Here is a 22,923-nt window from a genome sequence, read left to right on the forward strand (position 1 = left end):
CGTTCCCGGGCGCCCCGTGCCGTTCGCCCGCCCGCCGTCCGTCCGCCCACGACAGTCGCATGCGGTCACCACGCCCGTCGCGCGCTTCGACGCCGGCCGTGTTGTTGCTTCGGACCGGGTACCGAGGGGTGGAGTTTTCCTTCGGTTTGGTTGACAGGTATTGAAACTTCTATTCACAGTCCGGTTGACTGTGGCCCATGCGTACCCGCAGACGATCAGCCCGTCTTGCCGGCGTCCTGCTGTTGACGCCGCTGCTCACCATGGCCGGCACCGTGCCGGCGACCGCCGGTGCGCCGGATCCGGCCACCGACCCCTCCGCCACCGCGGCCGAGGACGCGCCCCGCGCCTCCTCGTACCCCGCCGACTCCGTCACGCTCTCCGGCGGCATCGAGCCGGCCGGCGGCCTGGAGACCGCCAAGACCACCCGCCCGGTCGCCCCGGGCCTCCAACTCACCTCCTTCGACCGGTACGACGCCGACGGCTGGCTGCGCGCCGACGCGCTCACGGCCGACCTCACCGGCGGCGTCACCGTCGACTACGTGAACTCCGGCGCGGTCAGCCGGGCCGAGCCGCTGCGCCGCGCCGTGGACGCCTCCCGCGCGGTCGCGGCGGTCAACGGCGACTTCTTCGACATCAACAACTCGGGCGCCGCCCAAGGCGTCGGCATCCGCGACGGCGAACTGGTCCAGTCCGCGGTCAGCGGGCATCGCAACGCCGTCGCGATCACCACCGAGGGGCTCGGCCGGGTGATCGAGGTCAACTTCGACGGCACCGCGACGCTGCCCACCGGCCCGGTGACGCTGACCCAGTTCAACAACATGATCCAGGCGAACGGCATCGGCGTGTTCACCGCGCTCTGGGGGTCGTACACCCGGGAACGCGCGGTCGCCGGCGCCGCCCGCGTCACGGAGGTCACGGTGGTCGACGGCCGCGTCGCCACCGTCGGCACGACGGCCGGCAGCGGGCCGATCCCGGCCGGCACCACCGTGCTGCTCGGGCGCGACTCCGGCGCGGACGCCCTCGCCGGGCTGCGCCCCGGCGACCCGGTGACGGTCGCCTGGCAGCCCAAGGCCGCCGACGGCAGCACCCTGCACGCGGCGGTCGGCGGCGGCAACGTGCTGGTCCGGGACGGCGTGGTGCAGAACATCGCCGACGCGTCGCTGGCCCCGCGCACGTCGGTCGGCTTCTCCGCCGACGGCCGGCGCATGATCCTGCTGACCGTGGACGGCCGCCAGGTCGACAGCCGTGGCGTCACCCAGACCGAGATGGGCCGGATGATGGCCGAACTCGGCGCCCACCACGCGCTCAACCTCGACGGCGGCGGCTCGTCCACGCTGCTCGCCCGGGAGCCGGGCGCGGCGGCCGTGCAGGTGGAGAACAGCCCCTCCGACGGCACGGAGCGCGCGGTGCCCAACGGCCTGGCCCTCTACGCGCCCCAGGGCAGCGGCCGGCTCACCGGGTACTGGCTGGAGACCGCCAGCGACCCGACCAGCGCACCCGGCGTCGCGCCGGTGCGCGGCGGCCGCCCCGACCGGGTCTTCCCCGGCCTCACCCGCCGGCTCACCGCCGCCGGCCACGACGAGACGTACGGCCCGGCGGCCGGCGCGCCGAAGTGGCGGGCCAACCCGGCGGCGCAGGGCACCGTCGACCGCGAGGGCACCTTCCGGGCCGGCCTGCCCGGCCGTACCACCGTCACCGCCTGGCGGGACGAGGCCAGCGGCACCCTCGACCTCACCGTCCTCGGCCCGCTGGCCCGGATCGACTCCACCGTGGACCGGGTCGGCCTGGACGGGGCGCAGGGCAGCGCGCTGTTCGGCGTGGTCGGCTACGACGCCGAGGGCAACACCGCCCCGATCGAGCCCGCCGACCTGAAGCTCGACTACGACCGGGACCTTCTCAAGATCACCCCGACCGCCGACGGCAACCTCGCCGTCACCGCGCTGCGGGACACCGGCTCGGCGCTGGTCACCGTGCGCGTGGGCGGCAGCAGCACCGTGCTGCCCGTCACCGTCGGGCTCACCGACGTCCCGGTGGCCACGTTCGACGACGCGGCGGCCTGGAAGTTCAGCCAGGCCCGGGCCAGCGGTGCCGTCGCCCCGGCGCCGGGGCGCACCGGCACCGGCCTGAAGATGACGTACGACTTCAGCCAGTCCACCGGCACCCGGGCCGCGTACGCCGACCCGCCGGCCTGGATCGACGTGGCCGGCCAGCCGCAGGCGTTCGGCATGTGGATCCACGGCAACGGCACCGGGGAGTGGCCCAGCCTGCACCTGCACGACGCGCAGAACACCCAGCACGTCCTGCGCGGGCCACTGATCACCTGGAAGGGCTGGAAGTACGTCGAGTTCGCCGTGCCCGCCGGCGTGCAGTACCCGGTGCGGATCCGCCGGTTCTACGTGGCCGAGACCAACGCCGCCGCCCAGTACCGCAGCGAGGTGGTCATCGACGACCTGGTGGCGAAGGTGCCGCCGACGGTCGACGCCCCGGCCGAGGCGCCGCGCACCGACCGGGTGGTGCTCCGCGACGGCACGGTCGACGGCGCGCCCTGGCGCTTCGCGGTCATGTCCGACGCGCAGTTCGTCGCGGCGGACCCGGACAGCGACCTGGTCGCCCAGGCCCGCCGTACGCTCCGTGAGGTCAAGGCCGCGAAGCCGGACTTCCTCGTGATCAACGGCGACTTCGTGGACACCGCGTACCCGGCCGACTTCGCGCTGGCGAAGCGGGTGCTGGACGAGGAGCTCGGCGGGGAACTGCCGTACTACTACGTGCCCGGCAACCACGAGATCATGGGCGCACCGATCGCCAACTTCCGGGCCGCGTTCGGTGACACCGAGCGGGTCTTCGACCACAAGGGCACCCGGTTCGTCACGCTGAACTCGTCGACCGGCTCGCTGCGCGGCGGCGGCTTCGACCAGGTGCGGATGCTGCGCGAGGCGCTCGACTCGGCGGCCGGCGACCCCGCCGTCGGCTCGGTGGCGGTGCTGCACCACCACCCGCCGCGCGACCCGAGCCCGGCCAAGGCCAGCCAGCTCGGCGACCGGAAGGAGGCCGCGCTGCTGGAGCAGTGGCTGGCCGACTTCCAGCACCGCACCGGCAAGGGGGCGGTCTTCGTCGGCGGGCACGTCGGCACGTTCCACGCCGACCGGGTCGACGGGGTGCCGTACCTGATCAACGGCAACTCGGGCAAGAACCCGTCCACCCCGGCCGACCAGGGCGGATTCACCGGGTGGACCGAGTTCGGGGTGGACCCGGTGAGCCCCGCCGAGGCCGACCGGGCCCGGCGGAACCCGCTCGTGGAGGGCCCGCGCTGGGTCGCCGCCGAGTTCCACGCGCACGTCGACGGGCTCGCGTTGGCCGCCCCGGCCAGCGTCGCCGTCGACGCCCCGGCGACGGTCACCGCCACGGTGACCCAGCCGGGCGGGCGTACGGTGCCGGTGGCGGCGCCGGTGAGCGCGGACTGGTCCGCCTCGCCGAACCTGCACGTCGGCTCGGCCGCCGGGCTGAAGCCCTGGCACGTGGCCCGCTTCGACCCGGCCACCGGCACGCTCACCGCCCTGCGCCCCGGCGCGCAGGTGACGCTGGCGGTGGAGGTCAACGGCGTCCGGGCCGAGGCGACCGTCGCCCTGACCGCCGCCGCCCAGGCCCCCGCCGCCTGAGGGTGAGGAGGGCGCCTTCCTGACGCCCCGCGCACAGGAAGGCCCCCTGCTGGCACCGCCCGAGGCCCGCACCGATCCCGGTGCGGGCCTCGGGTGTCGACAGGGCTCCCCGATCTCAGAAGTCGCCCTCGGCGACCTGGAAGACGGTGAGGCCGAGGGCGCGCCACATCCGCACCACCTGCTGGCGGTCGTCGAAGACGCCGACCACCCGGTAGCGGTCCCTGACCTCGTGCTCGTAGATCTCCTGCTTGACCACGGAGTCCTTGCGGTTGTCGCCGACGGCGCGCAGGTGCAGGTCGAGGTAGGGCACCCGGACGTGCCGGGCCAGCCACGCCTCCGTGGCGGGCCGGGCGGTGGCGTCGCGGCCCGAGCAGAAGACCACCCCGTACCCGGCCGCGTGCATCGCCCGGACCGCCGCGATCACCGCCGGGTTCGGCTCGTCCTCGTCGACCCGGGTCATGTCGTACGGGCTGCGCGAGACGTTCAGCGCGACCGTCCCGTCGATGTCGACCAGCACGATCTCCGGCGGATCGGTCGACGGGGCGTGCACCGTGGCCGGCCGCCCCGTCCGGGCCTGCGGCACCGGCAGCGGCAGCGCGCGCCCCTCCAGGTAGCGCTCGTGCAGCCGGCGGATCCACGCCTCGCCGACCCGGTCGGCCTCCGGACGGGCGGCGTCGCGGCGCAGGCACTCCGCCAGCGGCACGTCGGTGAAGTCGTGCACCTCGAACTCGGCGCCGTGCCGGGCGGCTAGGTCGGCCCAGTCCCGCAGGGTCCGCGACCGCAGGTTGGTGTCGTCGACGCAGACGTCCGCCCGGGCCCGCAGCAGCGCCTCGACCTGCGCCCGCTGCACGACGGTCACCTGCCACTCCGCCCACTGGGTGAACAGCCGCTCGCCGTGCAGCATCCGGCGTAGGTCGTCCCGGTTGACCCGGACCACGGACGGTTGCAGCGTCCGGGCGAACGTGGTCTTGCCGGAGGCGGGGAGTCCCCGGGTGGCGATCAGGCGGGCCATGGCTCCTCCGTGTCGTACGTCTCGGTGGCCGGCGGCGCGTCGCCGCCGTGCCCCGGGCGGGGCACGACCGGCGGGCGGCCGTGCCGGGGTGAATGCCCGGCCAGGCGGCGGGAATGCGGGAGAGGAGGCGCGCGTTGTCGATGCCGGAGCAGCCGTGCGGCCCGATTGCCGGGCCGGCGCCGGCCCATGGCACACTGGTCAATCGGCCACCGGTTCCGGTTCACGCCCGAGCCCGTCGCGCACGAGGCGACGGACACCGACGGCGACCCGGCGACCATCCACGAAAGGACCGAGGCGACATGAAGCCCAACATCCACCCGGAGTACGTGACCACCGAGGTCACCTGCTCCTGCGGCAACACCTTCAGCACCCGCAGCACCGCCAAGGGCGGCTCGATCCACGTCGAGACCTGCAGCGCCTGCCACCCGTTCTACACGGGCAAGCAGCGCGTCCTGGACACCGCCGGGCGGGTCGCGAAGTTCCAGCAGAAGTACGCCAAGGTTCAGGCCAAGAAGGCCAAGTAACTCCTCGTTCGGCGCCCGCGCCCGGTTTCGTGCCGGTCGCGGGCGTCGTCCGTATCCGCCCCGGTTCCGCCTCCCGTCCCGCCGTCGTCGAAGGAGCTTCCCCCGCATGAGCAGTGAGCGCCTGGCCGCCCTCCTCGACGAGTACGCCGAGCTGGAGAAGCGGCTGGCGGACCCGGCCATCCACGCCGACCAGGGCACCGCCCGCCGGGTCGGCCGTCGGTACGCCGAGCTGGTCCCGCTGCACAAGGCGGCCGGGGAGCTGGAGCAGGCCCGCGCCGACCTCGCCGCCGCCCGGGAACTGGCCGCCGAGGACCCGTCCTTCGCCGCCGAGGCGGAGTCGATCGCGGCGAGCCTGCCGGCGCTCGAGGAGCGGCTGGCCGAGCTGCTGATCCCGCGCGACCCGCACGACGCCAAGGACGTGATCGTCGAGATCAAGGCCGGCGAGGGCGGCGAGGAGTCCGCGCTCTTCGCCGGCGACCTGCTGCGGATGTACACCCGGTACGCCGAGCGGCGCGGCTGGCTCACCGAGGTGATCGACGCCCAGGACTCGGACCTCGGCGGGGTGAAGGACGTCTCGCTGGCGATCAAGACCAAGGGCGTGCCCGAGGGCGGCAACGGCGTCTGGTCCCGGCTCAAGTGGGAGGGCGGCGTGCACCGGGTGCAGCGCGTCCCGGTCACCGAGTCGCAGGGCCGGATCCACACCAGCGCCGCCGGCGTGCTGGTGCTGCCCGAGGCCGAGGACGTCGACGTCACCATCGACCCGAACGACCTGCGGATCGACGTGTTCCGCTCGTCGGGTCCGGGCGGCCAGTCGGTGAACACCACCGACTCGGCGGTGCGGATCACCCACGTCCCGACCGGCATCGTGGTCTCCTGCCAGAACGAGAAGTCCCAGTTGCAGAACCGGGAGCAGGCGATGCGGATCCTGCGCGCCCGGCTGCTGGCGGCGGCCCAGGAGCAGGCCGACGCGGCCGCCTCGGACGCCCGCAAGGCGCAGGTGCGCACCGTGGACCGCTCGGAGCGGATCCGCACCTACAACTTCCCGCAGAACCGGATCACCGACCACCGGATCGGCTACACCGCGTACAACCTGGACCTGTCCCTCGCCGGGGACCTGGACGGCGTCCTCGACGCCCTGGCGGAGGCCGACCGCGCCGCCCGCCTGGCCGGCGACACGGAGCTGACCCGCCGCTGACCCGCCGGGCCGAAGACGGCGGGGTCAGGAGGCGCGGGGGCGGGTCTTCGCGCGGAGCATCTCGCGGTCGGCCGCCTCGAAGGCGGCGCTGAGGGCGTCGCGCAGGCCGGGGCCGGTGGCGCCCACCTCCGCGAAGCCGACGCTGACCCCGACCGGCGTGCCGGGCACCAGCGACTCCCAGTCCTCCGCCCGCACCGCGGCGTCGATCCGGCGGCCCACCTCGGCCGCCTCGGGCATCCCGGCGTGGGGGAGCACCACCACGAACTCGTCGCCCCCGTAGCGGGCGACGAAGTCGCCCCGGCGCATCACCCGGTTGATCACCCCGGCGACGCGCTGGAGCACCAGGTCGCCGGAGTGGTGCCCGTGCCGGGTGTTGACCGCCTTGAAGCCGTCCAGGTCGCAGACGCCGATCACCACCCGGTCGCCGCCGGCGACCACCGTGGCGATGTAGCGCTCCAGCCGGCGCCGGTTGGGCAGCCCGGTCAGCGGGTCGGTCAGCGCCTCGCCCTCGAAGCGGGCCGCCTCGCGGCGCATCTCCTCGTGGTCGATGCGGGCGGCGATGCCGTCGATGTAGACGTCCCGGAGCCGGTCGTTGCGCTGCGCGGCCAGCCGGAAAGCCAGCCGGTCGGCCCGGTGGGCCGCCGCGTGGTCGCCGGAGCGGGCCAGGGCGATGCTGCGCAGCCGCGCCGGCTCGGCCGCGCCCAGCGTCTCGCTGGAGACCTGGACGGTGTCCAGCCGGGTGACCGCCTCGATCGGCCGGCCCTCGGCGACGGCGAGGCAGACCTGACCGAGCTGGCGCATGTCCCGGGCCCGGGCGCTGTCCCCGCCGTGGCCGAGCAGCCGCGCCGGGGCGGCGTCCGTGCCGACCTCCAGCCGGTCGCCCAGGGCCCCCCGCCGGGCGGCGGCGTAGCCGTACGCGGCCAGGCTGCTCGGGCGCAGCCTCCCGGCCCGGCCGCTGCGCAGGAACCGGTCCAGGTCGGCGGCGACGTCCCGCAGCACCCGCAGGCAGCCGTCGCTGTCGCCGTTGTGGTCCAGCGCCACCGCGTTGCGCAGCCGGATGCCGGGGGCGGCGAACGTCTCCTCCGGGATCCCGGCGGCCGTCCCGAGCTGCCGGGCCCGCTCGATGGCGCCGAGGGCGTAGCCGTGGAAGCTGAGGTAGGAGTAGGCCATCGCGAGGTCGTGCCAGCCCCACGCGGTGTCCCGGTCGGGATCCGGCACCGCGCCCAGCGCCCGGGCGGCCTTCACCAGGTGTGTGACGCAGCGGTCCAGCGCGCCCTGGTGGTGCGCGGCGAGCGCGGCCAGCGCGTTGAGGTGCCCGTGCAGGTAGGGCTCGGCGAGGTCGCGGACCGCGCCGGAGGCCTCCTCGACCGCCCGGGTGTACTCGGCCGTCCGGCCCAGGTTGATCACCGCCGAGAGGCGCTGCACCAGGGCGTCGGCCCGCGCGTACGGGTCGGTGGTGGTGCCGATGACGCGGTCGAGGATCGCGTACGCCTCGGCGGAACGGCTGGACTCCTGCAACGCCCGCGACCGCGTCAGGGCGTCAACCTGGTCGGTGACCCGGTCGAGCCAACCCACCCGCGACCTCCTGTCGGTGTGCGTCCGGACGCATCCGCTCGTGATGTCCGGGGCGACGCCTCATGATTATCTCGTGACGACCGCGCCGCAACAGCCGTCCGAAGGGACGAGACGACAACGCCCTTCCGTGGCGGTGTCCCGGGCGGCCCGCGCGCTGGCCGAGGCCGGCGTCGAGGCGGCCCGCGCCGAGGCGGAGCAGTTGGCCGCGTACGTGCTGGGGGTGCCCCGGGGGCGGCTCGCGCTGGCCGACGACCTCACCGCCGACCAGCTCGACCGGTTCGACGGGCTGGTCGCCCGGCGGGCCGACCGGGAGCCGTTGCAGCACCTCACCGGCGTCGCCGGCTTCCGGCACCTGGAGCTGGCCGTCGGGCCGGGTGTCTTCGTGCCCCGGCCCGAGACCGAGCTGCTCGCCGGCTGGGGGATCGCGCGGGCCGGGCGCCTGGCCGCCCCGGTGGTGGTGGACCTGTGCAGCGGCTCCGGCGCGATCGCCCTGTCGGTCGCCCAGGAACTGCCGACCGCCCGGGTGGTGGCGGTGGAACGCTCGGCCGACGCGCTGCGCTGGCTGCGGCGGAACGCGGCGACCCGGGCGGCGGCGGGGGACCGGCCGATCGAGGTGGTGGCGGCGGACGTCACCGCCCCGGACCTGCTGGCCGACCTCGTCGGCCGGGTCGACGTGCTGCTCTGCAACCCGCCGTACGTGCCCTCCGACGTGCCGGTGCCGCCGGAGGTGGGGCGGCACGATCCGGCCAGCGCGGTCTTCGGCGGGGCGGACGGCCTGGCGGTGATCCGCCCGGTGGTCGCCCGGGCGGCGGCCCTGCTGCGCCCCGGCGGGGCGCTCGGCGTCGAGCACGACGACACGCACGGCACGGCGGTGCCCGACCTGCTGGCGGCGGACGGCCGGTTCGAGGCGGTGGCCGACCACCCGGACCTGGCCGGGCGGCCCCGCTTCGCCACCGCCTCCCGCCGGGCGGACGGCCCGCACGCCGCCGCCCGCGAGGCGTGGCAGACTGACTCCTCGTGATGCTCTACGACTGCCGGTCGCCCGCCGACCGGGACCGCGGCATCGCTGCGGCCATCGAGGCGGTCAAGAACGGCGAACTCGTCGTCCTGCCGACGGACACGGTCTACGGGATCGGCGCGGACGCGTTCACCCCGTACGCGGTCAAGGCCCTGCTGGACGCCAAGGGCGGCCGGCACGTGCCGCCGCCGGTGCTGATCGGCTCCCGGCACACCCTCGACGGCCTGGTCTACTCGCTGCCCCAGGCCGCGCGGGACCTGGTGGAGGCGTTCTGGCCCGGCGCGCTGACCATCGTCGTCGAGCACTCGCCGAGCCTGCGCTGGGACCTCGGCGACACGTCCGGGACGGTGGCGGTGCGGATGCCGCTGCACCCGGTGGCGCTGGAGGTGCTGCGCGAGACCGGCCCGATGGCGGTCGCCTCGGCCAACAAGACCGGCCAGCCGGCCGCGCTCACCGCCGAACAGGCCCGCGACCAGCTCGCCTACTCGGTGCGGGCGTACCTGGAGGCCGGGCCCTGCCCGGACCCGGTGCCGAGCACCATCGTCGACCTCACCGGCGAGGTGCCGCAGGTCCTCCGCCAGGGCGCCGTCCCGCTGGAGAAGCTGCGCGACGTGGTGCCGGACATCCTCGTCGGCCAGGGGGTCTGAGTGCCGCCGTTCACCGTGTTGCACGTCTGCATGGGCAACATCTGCCGGTCCCCGATGGCCGAGCGGCTGCTGGCCCTCGCCGTCCGGGAGCGGCTGGCCCGGCGGGAGGCCGACCCGGGCCGCGCCGACGAGCTGGTGCACAGCCACAGCGCGGGCACCGGCGGCTGGCACGCCGGTGAGGAGATGAACCCGCCGGCCGCCCGCCAGGTCACCACCCGGGGCGGCAGCACCGACGGCTTCGCCGCCCGCAAGCTCCGCTCGGACCACATCGACGCCGCCGACCTCGTGCTCACCGCCACCGCGGACCAGCAGGAGTACGTGGTGGCGCTGCGCCCCGACGCCGCGGCGCGCACCTTCGTGCTGGGCGAGTTCGGCCGGCTGCTCGCCGCGGTGGACGCGGCCGGGCTGCCTCCGGCCGAGGCCACCCCGGACGGGGTGTACGCGCGCGGCGTGGCGCTGGTGGCGGCCGCCCACGCCGCCCGGGAGGGCACCACCGCCCTGCCCACCGACGATCTCGACGACCCGTGGGGGCGCGGCGACCAGTGCTTCAGCCGGGTGGCCGACGAGATCGAGGAGACCGTCCACCCCCTCGCCACCGCGCTCCTGCCGTAACCGCCCCGCCTCGCCCCGGGCAGCCTCTTGCCGTGGTCGCCCACCCGCACCGCCGGGCTTGTGCCGTAATCCGCCGGAGTTACCCTCGCGCGTGAGTTTCCTGCGGGTTTGGGGGAAAGGGGCGGTGGAGAGGGGCTTTCAGGTCATTCTGGGTGGGTCCTGACCGGCTCCTGCGGGGAGAGCTGATGACCCGGGCACACCTCGAAAGACTGTTCACCGTGCTGCTCGCCGGCGTGCTCGCCGGCCTGGCGCTCGCGGCGGCGGCCCTGCCGACCGCGCTGGTGTTCGGCATCGGGTTCTCGGCGCTCGCCGCGCCGTACTCGGAGCTGCCCAACACGCTGCGCACGCCGCCGACGGCCCAGCGCTCCAACCTCTACGCCGACGACGGCACCACCCTGATCACCTCCTTCTACCAGGAGGACCGGGTGGACGTGCCGCTGGCCGAGGTCGCGCCGGTGATGCGGCAGGCGATCGTCGCCGCCGAGGACGTCCGGTTCCACGAGCACAGCGGGGTCGACCTGCGCGGCGTGGTGCGGGCCTTCACGGTCAACCAGGGCAGCGGGGAGACCCGGCAGGGCGCGTCCACGCTGACCATGCAGTACGTCCGCAACGTGCTCAGCAACGACCCCCGGCTCAGCGAGCGGCAACGCGCCGCCGCCACCGAACTCAGCACCGCCCGCAAGATCCAGGAGATGCGGTACGCGCTGGCCCTGGAGCGGGAGCTGACCAAGGACGAGATCCTCGCCCGCTACCTCAACATCGCCTACTTCGGAGCCGGGGCGTACGGGGTGGCCGCCGCGAGCAAGCGCTACTTCTCCAAGGCGCCGGCGGATCTCACCCTGGCCGAGGCCGCGCTGCTGGCCGGGCTGGTCCGCTCCCCGCACACCGACGACCCGATCAACGGCGACGCGGACGCGGCGCTCGCCCGCCGGGCGCACGTGCTGGACCGGCTGGTCGAGTCGGGGCAGGTCCCGGCCGCGGCGGCGGACCAGGCCCGGGCCGAGCAGTTGCACCTGCGCCCCAGCCAGACCCCGAACGACTGCACGGCGGTGCCGGAGGAGCACGCCGACTGGGGCTTCTTCTGCGACTGGTTCACCCGCTGGTGGAACGCCCAGCCGGCGTTCGGCGCGACGGTCGACGAGCGGCAGCTCACGCTGCGCCGGGGCGGCTTCACCATCGTCTCCTCGCTCGACCCGGCCGTGCAGCGTGCCGCCACCGAGCAGGTCCGCCGGATCTACTCCCTGGACGACCGCCGGGCGGCGCCGACGGCGGTGGTCCAGCCCGGCACGGGTCGGGTGCTCGCCATGGCGGTGAACCGGAACTACAGCGTGGCCGACAACCCGGCCGGGCAGAAGAACCACCCGAACACGGTCAACCAGTTGGTCGCCGGGGGCGGGGCGATCGACGGCTACCAGGCCGGCTCGACGTTCAAGATGTTCACCATGCTGGCCGCGCTGGAGTCCGGGCTGCCGCTGGACACGGAGTTCGACGCGCCGGAGCGGATCGTGACCGACTTCCCGTCGACCGGGGCGGCGAGCTGCGACGGGTACTGGTGCCCCCAGAACGCCAACAGCGACATGGACGGCGAACACACCATGTGGACGGCGTTCGGCAGCTCGGTCAACACCTACTTCGCCTGGCTGGCCGAGCGGGTCGGCGCGGACCGCGTGGTGGAGATGGCCGAGCGGCTCGGGATCGTGTTCCGGGCCGGGGACGACGCCCGGCTGGCCCGCCACGGGGCGCGCGAGTGGGGGCCGTTCACCCTCGGCGTCTCCGCCACCACCCCGCTCGACCTCGCCGGCGCGTACGCGGCGGTGGCGGCCGAGGGGACGTGGTGCGCGCCGCTGCCCGTCGTCTCGGTGACCGACGCGGCGGGCCGGCCGGTGGCCGCCGCGCGGCCGGACTGCCGGCAGGTGGTCGACACGGACGTGGCCCGGGCGGCGGCCGACGCCGCCCGCTGCCCGGTCGGCGACCAGTCGATGTACCGGGAGTGCGACCGCGGCACCGCCGAGGGGCTGCGCCGGCAACTCGGCCGCCCGGTGGCCGGCAAGACCGGCAGCTCGGACGGGTACGCGACCGAGACCGTGGTCGCCTTCACCCCGCAACTGGTGGTCGCCTCGATCGCCACCAACCCCGACGACCCGCGCGACGCGGTCGGCCAGCGGGTGCAGGCGCAACTGGTCGAGGCGGTGGGCGAGACGCTCTCCTTCGCCCTGCGCGACGAGCCGGTCCGGGACTTCGTGCCGCCCAGCGAGGCGACCGCCTTCCGGGTCACCGGCGCCCGCACGGGCAACTGACCCACGGGCAGGGCCAGGGGGTCAGCGGGTCTGCTCGGCGCCCCGGGCGATGTTGCGGGCCATCCCGCCGAAGACCACCGCGTGGAAGGGCGCCACCGCCCCCCAGTACACGTGCCCGGCCAGGCCGCGGGGCAGGAACACCGCCCGCTGGTGGTAGCGGCTGCGGCCGCCGTCGAGCGGGGCCACCCGCATCTCCAGCCAGGCCCGGCCGGGCAGCCGCATCTCGGCGCGCAGCCGCAGCAACTCGCCCGGGACGATCTCCTCCACCCGCCAGAAGTCCAGCGCCTCGCCGACCCGGAGGCGGTGCGGGTCGCGCCGGCCCCGGCGCAGCCCCACGCCGCCCACCAGCCGGTCCAGCCAGCCCCGGGCGGACCAGGCCAGCGGGAACGAGTACCAGCCGTGCTCCCCGCCGACGCCCTCGACGACCCGCCACAGGGCCTCCGGCGGCGCGTGCACGACCCGCTCCCGTACGTCGGTGTAGGCGGTGCCGCCGGACCACTCCGGGTCGCTGGGCAGCGGCTCGGCGGGCGCGTCCGGGACGCTCGCCGTCGACCAGCGGGTCTCCACCTCGCCGTCGCGCACCTTGGCCAGCGCCAGCGCGACCGCCTGGTCGAAGCCGGTCAGCCCCTCCGGCGGGTCCGGAACGTGGGCGGCGATGTCGTGCTCGCGGGCGACGGCCTCGTGGACCAGGCTCTCCACCAGCGGCCGGGCGATCGCGTTCGGCACCGGGGTGACCAGCCCGACCCAGTACGAGGAGAGCGCCGGGGTCAGCGGTCGCACCGGCACGATGATCCGGCGGCGCAGCCCGGCCACCCGCGCGTAGCGCTGCATCATGTCCTGGAAGGTGAGGACGTCCGGCCCGGCGACGTCGAAGGCGCGGTTGACCTCCGGCGGCAGGCTCGCGCAGCCGACCAGGTAGCGCAGCACGTCCCGGACGGCGATCGGCTGGATCCGGTTGCGGACCCAGCGTGGGGTGACCATGCCCGGCAGCCGCTCGGTGAGATGGCGCAGCATCTCGAACGAGGCCGAGCCGGACCCGATGATCACCGCCGCCCGCAGCACCGCCGTCGGTACCCCGCTGTCGAGCAGGATGCGTCCCACCTCGGCCCGGGAGCGCAGGTGCGCCGACGGGACCTGACGGCCCGCGGCCGGCTCCGGCCCGCCGAGGTAGACGATCCGGCGTACGCCGGCGGCGCGGGCCGCGGCGGCGAAGTGGGCCGCCGCCTCCCGGTCGGCGGCCTCGAAGCCGGCCTGCCCGAGCGAGTGCACCAGGTAGTACGCGACGTCCACGCCCTCGAACGCGGCCGCCAGGGTCTCCGGCCTGCGCAGGTCGCCCTCGGCGATCTCGGCGCGCGCCGCCCAGGGCACGTCCCGCAGCCGGCCGGCCCTGCGGGCGAGGCAGCGCACCGTGTGCCCCTCGGCCAGCAGCCGGGGCGCGAGCCGCCCGCCGATGTAACCCGTGGCTCCGGTGACCAGGCATCTCACGGCTTCCAGTGTGCGGCCCAATAGACTCTGGCGCTGTGGCTACTGAGACGGGCACCTTCTGGGGGCCGGACTTCGACCAGCTCCGCGCGACGGACCCGGAGATCGCCGGGGTGGTACTGGGCGAGCTGGACCGGCTCCGGGGCGGCCTCCAGCTGATCGCCAGCGAGAACCTCACCTCGCCGGCGGTGCTGGCGGCGCTCGGCTCGACGCTGACCAACAAGTACGCCGAGGGCTACCCGGGCCGGCGCTACTACGGCGGCTGCGCCGAGGTCGACCGGGCCGAGGAGATCGGCATCGCCCGGGCCAAGGAGCTCTTCGGCGCCGAGCACGCCAACCTCCAGCCGCACTCCGGGGCGAGCGCCAACCTGGCCGCGTACGCCGCGCTGGTGCAGCCGGGCGACACGGTGCTCGCGATGGACCTGCCGCACGGCGGCCACCTCACCCACGGCAGCCGGGTGAACTTCTCCGGCAAGTGGTTCCACACCGTCGGCTACACCGTCCGGCGGGACACCGAGCTGATCGACTACGACGAGGTGCGCGACCTGGCCCTCGCGCACCGCCCCAAGATGATCATCTGTGGCGCGACGGCCTATCCCCGGCTGATCGACTTCGCGCGGTTCCGCGAGATCGCCGACGAGGTCGGGGCGTACCTGATGGTGGACGCGGCGCACTTCGTCGGGCTGGTCGCGGGGAAGGCCGTCCCGTCGCCGGTGCCGCACGCCGACGTCGTCTGCTTCACCACGCACAAGGTGCTGCGCGGGCCGCGCGGCGGCATGATCCTCTGCCGGGAGCCGCTGGCCCAGCGCATCGACAAGGCGGTCTTCCCGTTCACCCAGGGCGGGCCGCTGATGCACGCCGTCGCCGCCAAGGCCGTCGCGCTGCGCGAGGCCGCCCAGCCGGAGTTCCAGGCGTACGCGGCGCAGGTGGTGAGCAACGCGCAGGCGCTCGCCGCCGGGCTGGCCGCCGAGGGCATGCGCCCGGTCTCCGGGGGCACCGACACCCACCTCGCCCTGATCGACCTGCGCGAGGCCGGGGTGACCGGCGCGGACGCCGAGGCCCGCTGCGACGCCGCCGGCATCACGCTGAACAAGAACGCCGTCCCGTACGACCCGCAGAAGCCGATGGTGGCCTCCGGCATCCGCGTCGGCACCCCGAGCGTGACCACCCAGGGGATGCGGGAGGGGGAGATGCGCCGGATCGCCGGGCTGATCGCCCGCGCGGTGCGCACCGATCCCGCCGCCCCGGGGGGCGCCGACGAGCTGACCCGGATCGCGTCCGAGGTGACCGCGCTGGTCGCCGACTTCCCGGCGTACCCCCGTGGCTGAGCCCGGGGTGCGCGAGCCGGCGGCGACCGCGGCGGCCGACCGGCGCTGGCGGCTGCGGCACCTGCCGGTCCTGCTGGCCGCCAGCGGCCTGCTGATCGCGGTGGCCGCGCTGGCGGGGGCGCTGGCCGGCGGCGCGGACGCGGCGCTGGGCGCGGCGGCCGGGGTGGGCGTCACGGCGCTCAGCTACACCCTGACCACGGTGGTGCTGGCCTGGGCCGACTCGGTGAATCCGCAGCTCGTGCTCCCGTTCGGCCTCGGCCTGTACGCGGCGAAGATGACCCTGCTGGGCGTCGTGATGGTGGCCGTGGCGTCGACCGGCTGGCCCGGGCTGATCCCGCTCTGCCTGGGCATCGCCGCCGGGGTGGTGGTCTGGACCGGCGTGCACATCTGGTGGCTCACCACCGTGCACGCCCGCCGTTCCCGCTGAGCCCGCCGTGGTGGCGGAGGCGGTGGGTGTCCCACGGCTCGGGCGGCGCGGAAATGTGTCGGGCACCGGTCATTTCCACGCTGGCGGAAGGGGAGTAGCGTGCCCACAGACGACGCTGCCCGCCACCGGCCCACACAACGACGGTTGTGCGGGGGGCGAGGCACAGCCTCGTATTCCCGGCTGATATCGTTCGCCCCGTCATGGCTGGTGACCAACCCCCCCGACCCAGCGGCGGCCCGGACGACGTTCCGACCGGAGCCGGCCAGGGTTGGACCGCGCTCACATACCTGATCGCGGGCATGCTCGTGTGGGGCTTCATCGGCTGGCTGGTCGACCAGTGGCTCGACACCGGCGGCATCGCCACCGGGATCGGCGTCGTGCTCGGCATGGCCGGGGGGATCATCCTGGTCGTCCGTCGACTCGGCACGCCTACTTAGGAAGGGACGCGGTGTTCGGACAGGCGAACGTCCTGGCAGCGGGCCAGGCGGCATTCCCACCCAGCGTGGAGGACTTCTACCTGCCCAGCATCCTGCCCTGGGGTGCGCACGACTCCTACTGGTTCACCAAGATCACGGCCATGGTCTGGATCGCCGTCGGCGTCCTGATCATCTTCTTCCTGGCCAGCTACCGTAAGCCGCAGCTGGTGCCGACCAAGAAGCAGTGGATCGCCGAGTCGATCTACGGCTTCGTGCGCAACAACATCGCGGTCGACATGATCGGGCACGCGGGTGTGCGGTTCGCGCCGTACTTCACCACGCTGTTCTGCTTCATCCTGCTGACCAACTTCTTCGCGATCGTGCCGCTGTTCCAGATCTCGCCGAACTCGCACATCGCCTTCCCGGCCCTCCTCGCCGTGATCAGCTACGTGCTCTTCATCTACGCGGGCATCAAGCACCACGGCGCCGGGAAGTTCATCAAGAACTCGCTCATCCCGCCGGCGCCCTGGTACATCCTGCCGCTGCTGATCCCGATCGAGTTCTTCTCGACCTTCCTCGTCCGGCCGTTCTCGCTGGCCGTGCGTCTCTTCGCGAACATGTTCGCCGGCCACATGCTCCTGCTGGTCTTCACGCTCGGCGGCTTCGCGATGCTCAACGCCAACGCCTGGCTCGCGCCCGTCTCGGTGCTGTCCTGGGCGATGACCGTCGCGCTCACCTTCCTCGAGTTCCTGGTGATCGTCCTGCAGGCCTACGTCTTCACCGTGCTGACCGCCAGCTACGTGCAGGGCGCGCTCGCCGACGAGCACTGATCCACCTCGCACCAACAGTTGTCGTCCCGCGTGACCGTCACGCGTGATAACCAGGAGGAACCCACTAATGGACATCTACGCCGCGGTAGAGGGCAGCACCGCCGCCATCGGCTACGGTCTCGCGGCCATCGGCCCGGGCATCGGTGTCGGCCTGGTCTTCGCCGCCTACATCCAGTCGACCGCCCGCCAGCCGGAGTCGTCCCGGATGACCCTGCCGTACGTCTGGATCGGCTTCGCCGTCATCGAGGCGCTCGCGCTGCTGGGCATCGCCTTCGGCTTCATCTGGCAGGGCAACCTCTAATCCCGCCCCTCGACCGGGAGGTCTTCCATGTTCCTGCTCGCCGCTGAGGGTGGTGAGTCGACCCACAACCCGATCGTGCCGATCTGGCAGGAGATCGTGGTGGGCGGCATCGCCTTCGCCCTGCTCTGCGTCGTGCTGATGAAGTTCGTCTTCCCCCGCATGGAGCAGACGTTCCAGGCTCGGGTGGACGCGATCGAGGGCGGCATCAAGCGCGCCGAGGCCGCCCAGGCCGAGGCCAACCAGCTCCTCGAGCAGTACCGCGCGCAGCTCGCCGAGGCGCGCACCGACGCCGCGAAGATCCGGGACGACGCCCGGGCCGACGCCGAGGGCATCCGGCAGGACATCCTCGCCAAGGCGCGGGAGGAGTCCGACCGGATCATCGCGGCCGGCAAGGAGCAGCTCGCCGCCGAGCGGGCGACCATCGTGCGCGAGCTGCGCACCGAGGTCGGCACGATCGCGGTGGACCTGGCCAGCAAGATCGTCGGTGAGTCGCTCGCCGACGAGGCGCGTCGCAAGGGCACCGTCGACCGGTTCCTGAGCGGTCTCGAGAGCGCGGGGGCCCGCTGATGCAGGCCGCCAGCCGGGAGTCGTACAAGGTCGCGGCCGAGCGCCTCGACGCGTACGTCCGCGGCGCGGAGCCGTCGGCGGTGGCCACCACCGCCGACGACATCCTCTCCGTCGCCGACCTGCTGCGGCGCGAGCCGCGGCTGCGCCGGGCGCTCTCCGACCCGGCCCGCTCGGGTGCGGACCGCACCGCCCTGCTCGGCGAGCTGCTGCGCGGCAAGATCGGCGCCGAGGCGCTCGACCTGGTCGCCTCGCTGGTCTCCGGCCGCTGGTCGGCGCCGTCGGAGCTGCTCGACGGTGCCGAGCGGCTCGGCGTGGAGGCGCTGCTGGCCAGCGCCGACTCGGCCGGCGACCTCGGCGAGGTCGAGGACGAGCTGTTCCGCTTCGGTCAGGTGGTCTCCGGTCAGTCGGCGCTCTCCAACGCGCTGTCGGACCCGATCGCCCCGGTCGGGCAGCGGGCCGCCCTGGCCCGCGAGCTGCTCGCCGGCAAGGCCCGCCCGGCCACCCTCCGCCTCGTCGAGGCGGCGCTGGGCGGGTTCGGGGGACGCTCCTTCACCGGGGCGCTCACCCGGCTGGTCGAGCTCGCCGCCGACCGGCGGGACCGGCAGGTGGCGTACGTGACCGTCGCGGCCCCGTTGAGTGACGAGGACGAGCGCCGGCTGGGCGCGAGCCTCTCCGCGATATACGGTCGAGAGGTTTCCGTCAAGCAGACGGTGGACCCGGGAGTGCTCGGTGGCGTGAGTGTTCGGGTCGGCTCCGACCTGTACGACGGCACCGTCCTGCGCCGCCTCAACGAGACCCGCAACGCGCTCGCGAAGCGCTGAGACGGCCCTGCCGTCCAGCCGCCTGAGAATAGACGCCATTCGGACCGGTCGGTACTAGGTATCCCGGGCCCCTGATACTTAAGGAAGCAGAGGATGGCCGAGCTGACCATCTCGACGGAGGAGATCCGCGGCGCCCTGGAGCGCTACGTCTCCTCCTACACGTCCGACGTCTCCCGCGAGGAGGTCGGCACCGTCGCCGACACCGGCGACGGCATCGCCCACGTCGAGGGCCTCCCCTCGACCATGACCAACGAGCTCCTGGAGTTCGAGGACGGCACCCTGGGTGTGGCGCTGAACCTCGACGTCCGGGAGATCGGTGTCGTCGTTCTCGGTGACTCCGCCAAGCTCGAAGAGGGCCAGCGCGTCAAGCGCACCGGCCGGGTGCTCTCCGTGCCGGTCGGCGACGCCTTCCTCGGCCGCGTGGTCAACGCGCTCGGCCAGCCGATCGACGGGCTCGGCGACATCGCCAACGAGGGCTTCCGCGAGCTGGAGCTCCAGGCCCCGAACGTGATGGCCCGGCAGTCGGTCGACGAGCCGCTGCAGACCGGTCTCAAGGCGGTCGACGCCATGACCCCGATCGGCCGGGGCCAGCGTCAGCTGATCATCGGCGACCGGAAGACCGGCAAGACCACGGTCGCGCTGGACACCATCCTCAACCAGCGGGAGAACTGGCGCTCCGGCGACCCGAAGAAGCAGGTCCGCTGCATCTACGTCGCCATCGGCCAGAAGGCCTCCACGATCGCCTCGATCAAGGGCATCCTGGAGGAGGCGGGTGCGATGGAGTACACGACCATCGTCGCCTCCCCGGCCTCCGACCCGGCCGGCTTCAAGTACCTCGCCCCCTACACCGGCTCGTCCATCGGACAGCACTGGATGTACGGCGGCAAGCACGTCCTGATCGTCTTCGACGACCTGAGCAAGCAGGCCGAGGCGTACCGCGCCGTGTCGCTGCTGCTGCGCCGCCCGCCGGGTCGCGAGGCGTACCCGGGTGACGTCTTCTACCTGCACTCCCGGCTGCTGGAGCGCTGTGCGAAGCTCTCCGACGAGCTGGGCGGGGGCTCGATGACCGGCCTGCCGATCATCGAGACGAAGGCCAACGACATCTCGGCCTTCATCCCGACCAACGTCATCTCCATCACCGACGGCCAGATCTTCCTCGAGACCGACCTGTTCAACCAGGGCGTCCGGCCGGCCATCAACGTCGGCACCTCGGTCTCCCGGGTCGGTGGCGCCGCGCAGGTGAAGCCGATGAAGAAGGTCGCCGGTTCGCTGCGGCTGAACCTGGCCCAGTTCCGCGAGCTGGAGGCGTTCGCCGCCTTCGCCTCCGACCTGGACAAGGCCTCCCGCGCCCAGCTGGAGCGCGGTTCCCGCCTGGTCGAGCTGCTGAAGCAGTCGAACTACTCGCCGTTCCCGGTGCAGGAGCAGGTCGTCTCGGTCTGGGCCGGCACCGAGGGCAAGCTGGACGACATCCCCGTGGGTGAGGTCCGCCGCTTCGAGTCGGAGTTCCTCCAGTACCTGCGCCACAAGCACGAGGGTGTGCTGGCCGGGATCGCCGACAACAAGTGGGACGACGAGATCGTCGCCTCGCTCGACCGCGCCATCACCGAGTTCAAGCAGCTCTTCCTCGGCAAGGCCGACGAGCGTCGGATCAACGAGGCCCCGGCCACGCCGCTCGAGGGCGAGGAGAACCGCGAGACGGTGACCCGCTTCCGCGACGGCACGACCGACCGCCCGGTCGAGAACCAGTAAGGGCTGATTCATGGCGGCCCAGGTACGCGTTCTTCGTCAACGGATCCGCTCGGCGAAGGGGATGAAGAAGATCACCAAGGCGATGGAGCTCGTGGCGACGAGCCGGATCGCCAAGGCCCAGGCCCGGGTGGAGGCGTCCCTGCCGTACGCCCAGGCCATCACCGGTGTGCTCACGGCGCTGGCGTCCAACGCGCGGATCGACCACCCGCTGCTCACCCCGCGTCCGCGGGTGCGGCGGGCGGGTGTCCTGCTGGTCACCTCCGACCGTGGCCTGGCCGGCGGTTACAGCTCCAACGCGATCAAGACGGCGGAGTCGCTGATCGCCCGGCTCCGCGCCGACGGCAAGGAGCCGGTGCTCTACGTCATCGGGCGCAAGGGCGTCGGCTTCTTCCGGTTCCGTGACCGGCCGATCGAGGAGAACTGGACCGGCTTCTCGGAGCAGCCGACGTTCGCCGACGCCCGCGCCGTGGGCGAGACGCTGATCAAGGCGTTCACGGCCGGCGCGGACGACGTCGACGGCGGCGCCGGGCCGGACGGGGTGCTCGGGATCGACGAGTTGCACATCGTCTACACCGAGTTCCACTCCCTGATGACCCAGACCCCGGTCGCGAAGATCATCGGGCCGATGCAGGTGGAGGACCGTCCCCGGTCCGAGGGTCTGCTGCCGGCGTACGAGTTCGAGCCGGAGGCGGAGGCGCTGCTCGACGCGCTGTTGCCGAAGTACATCAACACGCGGATCTACGCGGCGTTGCTGGAGTCGGCGGCCAGCGAGTCGGCGGCCCGGCGGCGGGCGATGAAGAGCGCCACCGACAACGCCGAAGAGATGATCGAGAAGTACACGCGTGAGATGAACTCGGCTCGCCAGGCCGGGATCACCCAGGAGATCAGCGAGATCGTCGGCGGCGCGAACGCGCTGGCCGCGTCGGGAAGTGAAGTGTGATGACTGCCCCAGTAGAGACCAAGACGGCCACGGGTCGCGTGGTCCGGGTCATCGGCCCGGTCGTCGACGCCGAGTTCCCGCGCGACGCCATGCCGGCCCTGTTCAACGCCCTGCACGTGGACGTGACCCTCTCCGGCGGTGAGAAGACGCTGACCCTGGAGGTCGCCCAGCACCTGGGTGACAACATGGTCCGCGCCATCTCGATGCAGCCGACCGACGGCCTGGTCCGCGGTGCCGAGGTGCGGGACACCGGTTCGCCGATCACCGTTCCGGTGGGCGACGCGGTCAAGGGCCACGTGTTCAACGCGATCGGCGAGTGCCTCAACCTCACCGAGGGCGAGACGCTCAACCCGGACGACCACTGGCAGATCCACCGCAAGGCCCCGGCCTTCGCGGACCTGGAGCCGAAGACCGAGATGCTGGAGACCGGCATCAAGGTCATCGACCTGCTCGCCCCGTACGTGAAGGGCGGCAAGATCGGCCTGTTCGGCGGCGCCGGCGTGGGCAAGACGGTGCTCATCCAGGAGATGATCACCCGTGTCGCCCGGAACTTCGGTGGTACCTCGGTCTTCGCCGGCGTGGGTGAGCGCACCCGTGAGGGCAACGACCTCATCGCCGAGATGACCGAGTCCGGCGTCATCGACAAGACCGCGCTGGTCTACGGCCAGATGGACGAGCCGCCGGGCACCCGGCTGCGGGTGGCGCTCTCCGCGCTCACCATGGCGGAGTACTTCCGCGACGTGCAGAAGCAGGAGGTGCTGCTCTTCATCGACAACATCTTCCGCTTCACTCAGGCGGGTTCGGAGGTCTCCACCCTGCTCGGCCGTATGCCGAGCGCCGTGGGTTACCAGCCGACCCTGGCCGACGAGATGGGCGAGCTCCAGGAGCGGATCACCTCCGTCCGGGGCCAGGCCATCACCTCGATGCAGGCGATCTACGTGCCGGCGGACGACTACACCGACCCCGCCCCGGCCACCACGTTCGCCCACCTCGACGCGACCACCAACCTGGAGCGGTCGATCTCCGACAAGGGCATCTACCCGGCCGTGGACCCGCTGGCGTCCTCGTCCCGGATCCTCGCCCCGGAGTTCGTCGGCGCCGAGCACTTCGCGGTGGCGACCGAGGTGAAGCGGATCCTGCAGAAGTACAAGGACCTGCAGGACATCATCGCCATCCTCGGTATCGAGGAGCTCTCCGAGGAAGACAAGATCACCGTGCAGCGCGCGCGGCGGATCGAGCGCTTCCTGTCGCAGAACACCTACGCCGCCGAGCAGTTCACCGGCGTGCCGGGCTCGACGGTCCCGATCAAGGAGACCATCGAGGCGTTCAAGAAGATCAGCGAGGGCGAGTACGACCACTTCCCCGAGCAGGCCTTCTTCATGTGCGGCGGTCTGGAGGACCTGGAGCGCAAGGCTGCGGAGCTGATGAAGGGCTGACCTGTCGGTCCTGAGAAAGGCGCCCCCCCCCAATTCCGGGGGGGCTTTAGTTAAATATCGGGCGGTATTTTAACCCCTGGCCCCGTACGG

General features: G+C 73.2%; 20 protein-coding genes. 17 read left to right on the top strand and 3 right to left on the bottom strand.

Annotated elements, in window-relative coordinates:
• Positions 1–197 precede the first annotated feature (197 nt).
• Positions 198–3,656, top strand: a complete 3,459-nt coding sequence (locus AB0L34_RS04145; RefSeq protein WP_363701728.1) for a phosphodiester glycosidase family protein — start codon at positions 198–200, stop codon at positions 3,654–3,656.
• 115 nt (positions 3,657–3,771) lie between these two features.
• On the opposite strand, the gene AB0L34_RS04150 is transcribed toward AB0L34_RS04145, so the two are convergent.
• Positions 3,772–4,668, bottom strand: coding sequence for an AAA family ATPase (locus AB0L34_RS04150; RefSeq protein ID WP_357459520.1), 897 nt, complete (start codon positions 4,666–4,668; stop codon positions 3,772–3,774).
• Positions 4,669–4,967: 299 nt separating this feature from the next.
• Here AB0L34_RS04150 and rpmE point away from each other — a divergent pair, with 299 nt between their 5' ends.
• Complete coding sequence (gene rpmE, locus AB0L34_RS04155) at positions 4,968–5,192, top strand: 50S ribosomal protein L31 (protein WP_350686436.1); 225 nt, start codon at positions 4,968–4,970, stop codon at positions 5,190–5,192.
• Positions 5,193–5,298: 106 nt separating this feature from the next.
• The gene (gene prfA / locus AB0L34_RS04160) at positions 5,299–6,387 is read left to right on the top strand and encodes a peptide chain release factor 1 (RefSeq protein WP_357459524.1); all 1,089 of its coding nucleotides are present in this window, start codon (positions 5,299–5,301) and stop codon (positions 6,385–6,387) included.
• Positions 6,388–6,411: 24 nt separating this feature from the next.
• Here the strand turns inward: prfA and AB0L34_RS04165 are convergent, their stop codons facing one another.
• The gene (locus tag AB0L34_RS04165) at positions 6,412–7,962 is read right to left on the bottom strand and encodes a GGDEF domain-containing protein (protein WP_363701731.1); all 1,551 of its coding nucleotides are present in this window, start codon (positions 7,960–7,962) and stop codon (positions 6,412–6,414) included.
• A gap of 73 nt (positions 7,963–8,035) precedes the next feature.
• On the opposite strand from AB0L34_RS04165, the gene prmC reads away from it, so the two are divergent.
• The 4 genes from prmC to AB0L34_RS04185 all read left to right on the top strand — a co-directional run bounded on the left by prmC (position 8,036) and on the right by AB0L34_RS04185 (position 12,536).
• A complete protein-coding gene (prmC, locus tag AB0L34_RS04170) occupies positions 8,036–8,983 on the top strand; it encodes a peptide chain release factor N(5)-glutamine methyltransferase (protein WP_363701733.1) in 948 nt (315 codons plus the stop codon).
• On the top strand, positions 8,983–9,627 hold the full coding sequence (locus AB0L34_RS04175) for an L-threonylcarbamoyladenylate synthase (protein WP_350704136.1): 645 nt from the start codon (positions 8,983–8,985) through the stop codon (positions 9,625–9,627). Before prmC ends, AB0L34_RS04175 begins: the two co-directional genes overlap by 1 nt.
• The gene (locus tag AB0L34_RS04180; protein ID WP_363701735.1) at positions 9,628–10,239 is read left to right on the top strand and encodes a phosphotyrosine protein phosphatase; all 612 of its coding nucleotides are present in this window, start codon (positions 9,628–9,630) and stop codon (positions 10,237–10,239) included.
• A 185-nt stretch (positions 10,240–10,424) separates the two neighbouring features.
• Positions 10,425–12,536, top strand: a complete 2,112-nt coding sequence (locus AB0L34_RS04185; RefSeq protein WP_357459531.1) for a transglycosylase domain-containing protein — start codon at positions 10,425–10,427, stop codon at positions 12,534–12,536.
• 21 nt (positions 12,537–12,557) lie between these two features.
• Here the strand turns inward: AB0L34_RS04185 and AB0L34_RS04190 are convergent, their stop codons facing one another.
• Entirely contained in the window at positions 12,558–14,021 is a 1,464-nt protein-coding gene (locus AB0L34_RS04190; protein WP_363701737.1) for an SDR family oxidoreductase, read from the bottom strand.
• Positions 14,022–14,056: 35 nt separating this feature from the next.
• Between AB0L34_RS04190 and glyA the strand changes: the two genes are divergently transcribed.
• The 10 genes from glyA to atpD all read left to right on the top strand — a co-directional run bounded on the left by glyA (position 14,057) and on the right by atpD (position 22,833).
• Positions 14,057–15,346: a serine hydroxymethyltransferase gene (glyA, locus tag AB0L34_RS04195; protein ID WP_363701739.1), complete on the top strand. Its 1,290-nt coding sequence runs from the start codon at positions 14,057–14,059 to the stop codon at positions 15,344–15,346.
• The gene (locus tag AB0L34_RS04200) at positions 15,339–15,773 is read left to right on the top strand and encodes a hypothetical protein (protein ID WP_363701741.1); all 435 of its coding nucleotides are present in this window, start codon (positions 15,339–15,341) and stop codon (positions 15,771–15,773) included. Before glyA ends, AB0L34_RS04200 begins: the two co-directional genes overlap by 8 nt.
• A 200-nt stretch (positions 15,774–15,973) precedes the next feature.
• The gene (locus tag AB0L34_RS04205; RefSeq protein WP_350703604.1) at positions 15,974–16,210 is read left to right on the top strand and encodes an AtpZ/AtpI family protein; all 237 of its coding nucleotides are present in this window, start codon (positions 15,974–15,976) and stop codon (positions 16,208–16,210) included.
• An 11-nt stretch (positions 16,211–16,221) separates the two neighbouring features.
• Complete coding sequence (atpB, locus tag AB0L34_RS04210) at positions 16,222–17,019, top strand: F0F1 ATP synthase subunit A (RefSeq protein ID WP_363701743.1); 798 nt, start codon at positions 16,222–16,224, stop codon at positions 17,017–17,019.
• Between the two features lie 67 nt (positions 17,020–17,086).
• Entirely contained in the window at positions 17,087–17,320 is a 234-nt protein-coding gene (locus AB0L34_RS04215; protein ID WP_088975803.1) for an ATP synthase F0 subunit C, read from the top strand.
• 27 nt (positions 17,321–17,347) lie between these two features.
• Entirely contained in the window at positions 17,348–17,887 is a 540-nt protein-coding gene (locus AB0L34_RS04220; protein WP_350684039.1) for a F0F1 ATP synthase subunit B, read from the top strand.
• A complete protein-coding gene (locus tag AB0L34_RS04225) occupies positions 17,887–18,708 on the top strand; it encodes a F0F1 ATP synthase subunit delta (RefSeq protein ID WP_357459545.1) in 822 nt (273 codons plus the stop codon). The genes AB0L34_RS04220 and AB0L34_RS04225 overlap by 1 nt, the downstream gene beginning before the upstream one ends.
• A 93-nt stretch (positions 18,709–18,801) precedes the next feature.
• The gene (gene atpA / locus AB0L34_RS04230) at positions 18,802–20,457 is read left to right on the top strand and encodes a F0F1 ATP synthase subunit alpha (RefSeq protein WP_363701746.1); all 1,656 of its coding nucleotides are present in this window, start codon (positions 18,802–18,804) and stop codon (positions 20,455–20,457) included.
• Positions 20,458–20,467: 10 nt separating this feature from the next.
• Complete coding sequence (locus AB0L34_RS04235; RefSeq protein WP_350703593.1) at positions 20,468–21,397, top strand: F0F1 ATP synthase subunit gamma; 930 nt, start codon at positions 20,468–20,470, stop codon at positions 21,395–21,397.
• Complete coding sequence (gene atpD, locus AB0L34_RS04240; RefSeq protein WP_357459552.1) at positions 21,397–22,833, top strand: F0F1 ATP synthase subunit beta; 1,437 nt, start codon at positions 21,397–21,399, stop codon at positions 22,831–22,833. Before AB0L34_RS04235 ends, atpD begins: the two co-directional genes overlap by 1 nt.
• Positions 22,834–22,923 lie beyond the last annotated feature (90 nt).

The organism is Micromonospora sp. NPDC052213 (assembly GCF_040679695.1).
GTDB lineage: Bacteria > Actinomycetota > Actinomycetes > Mycobacteriales > Micromonosporaceae > Micromonospora.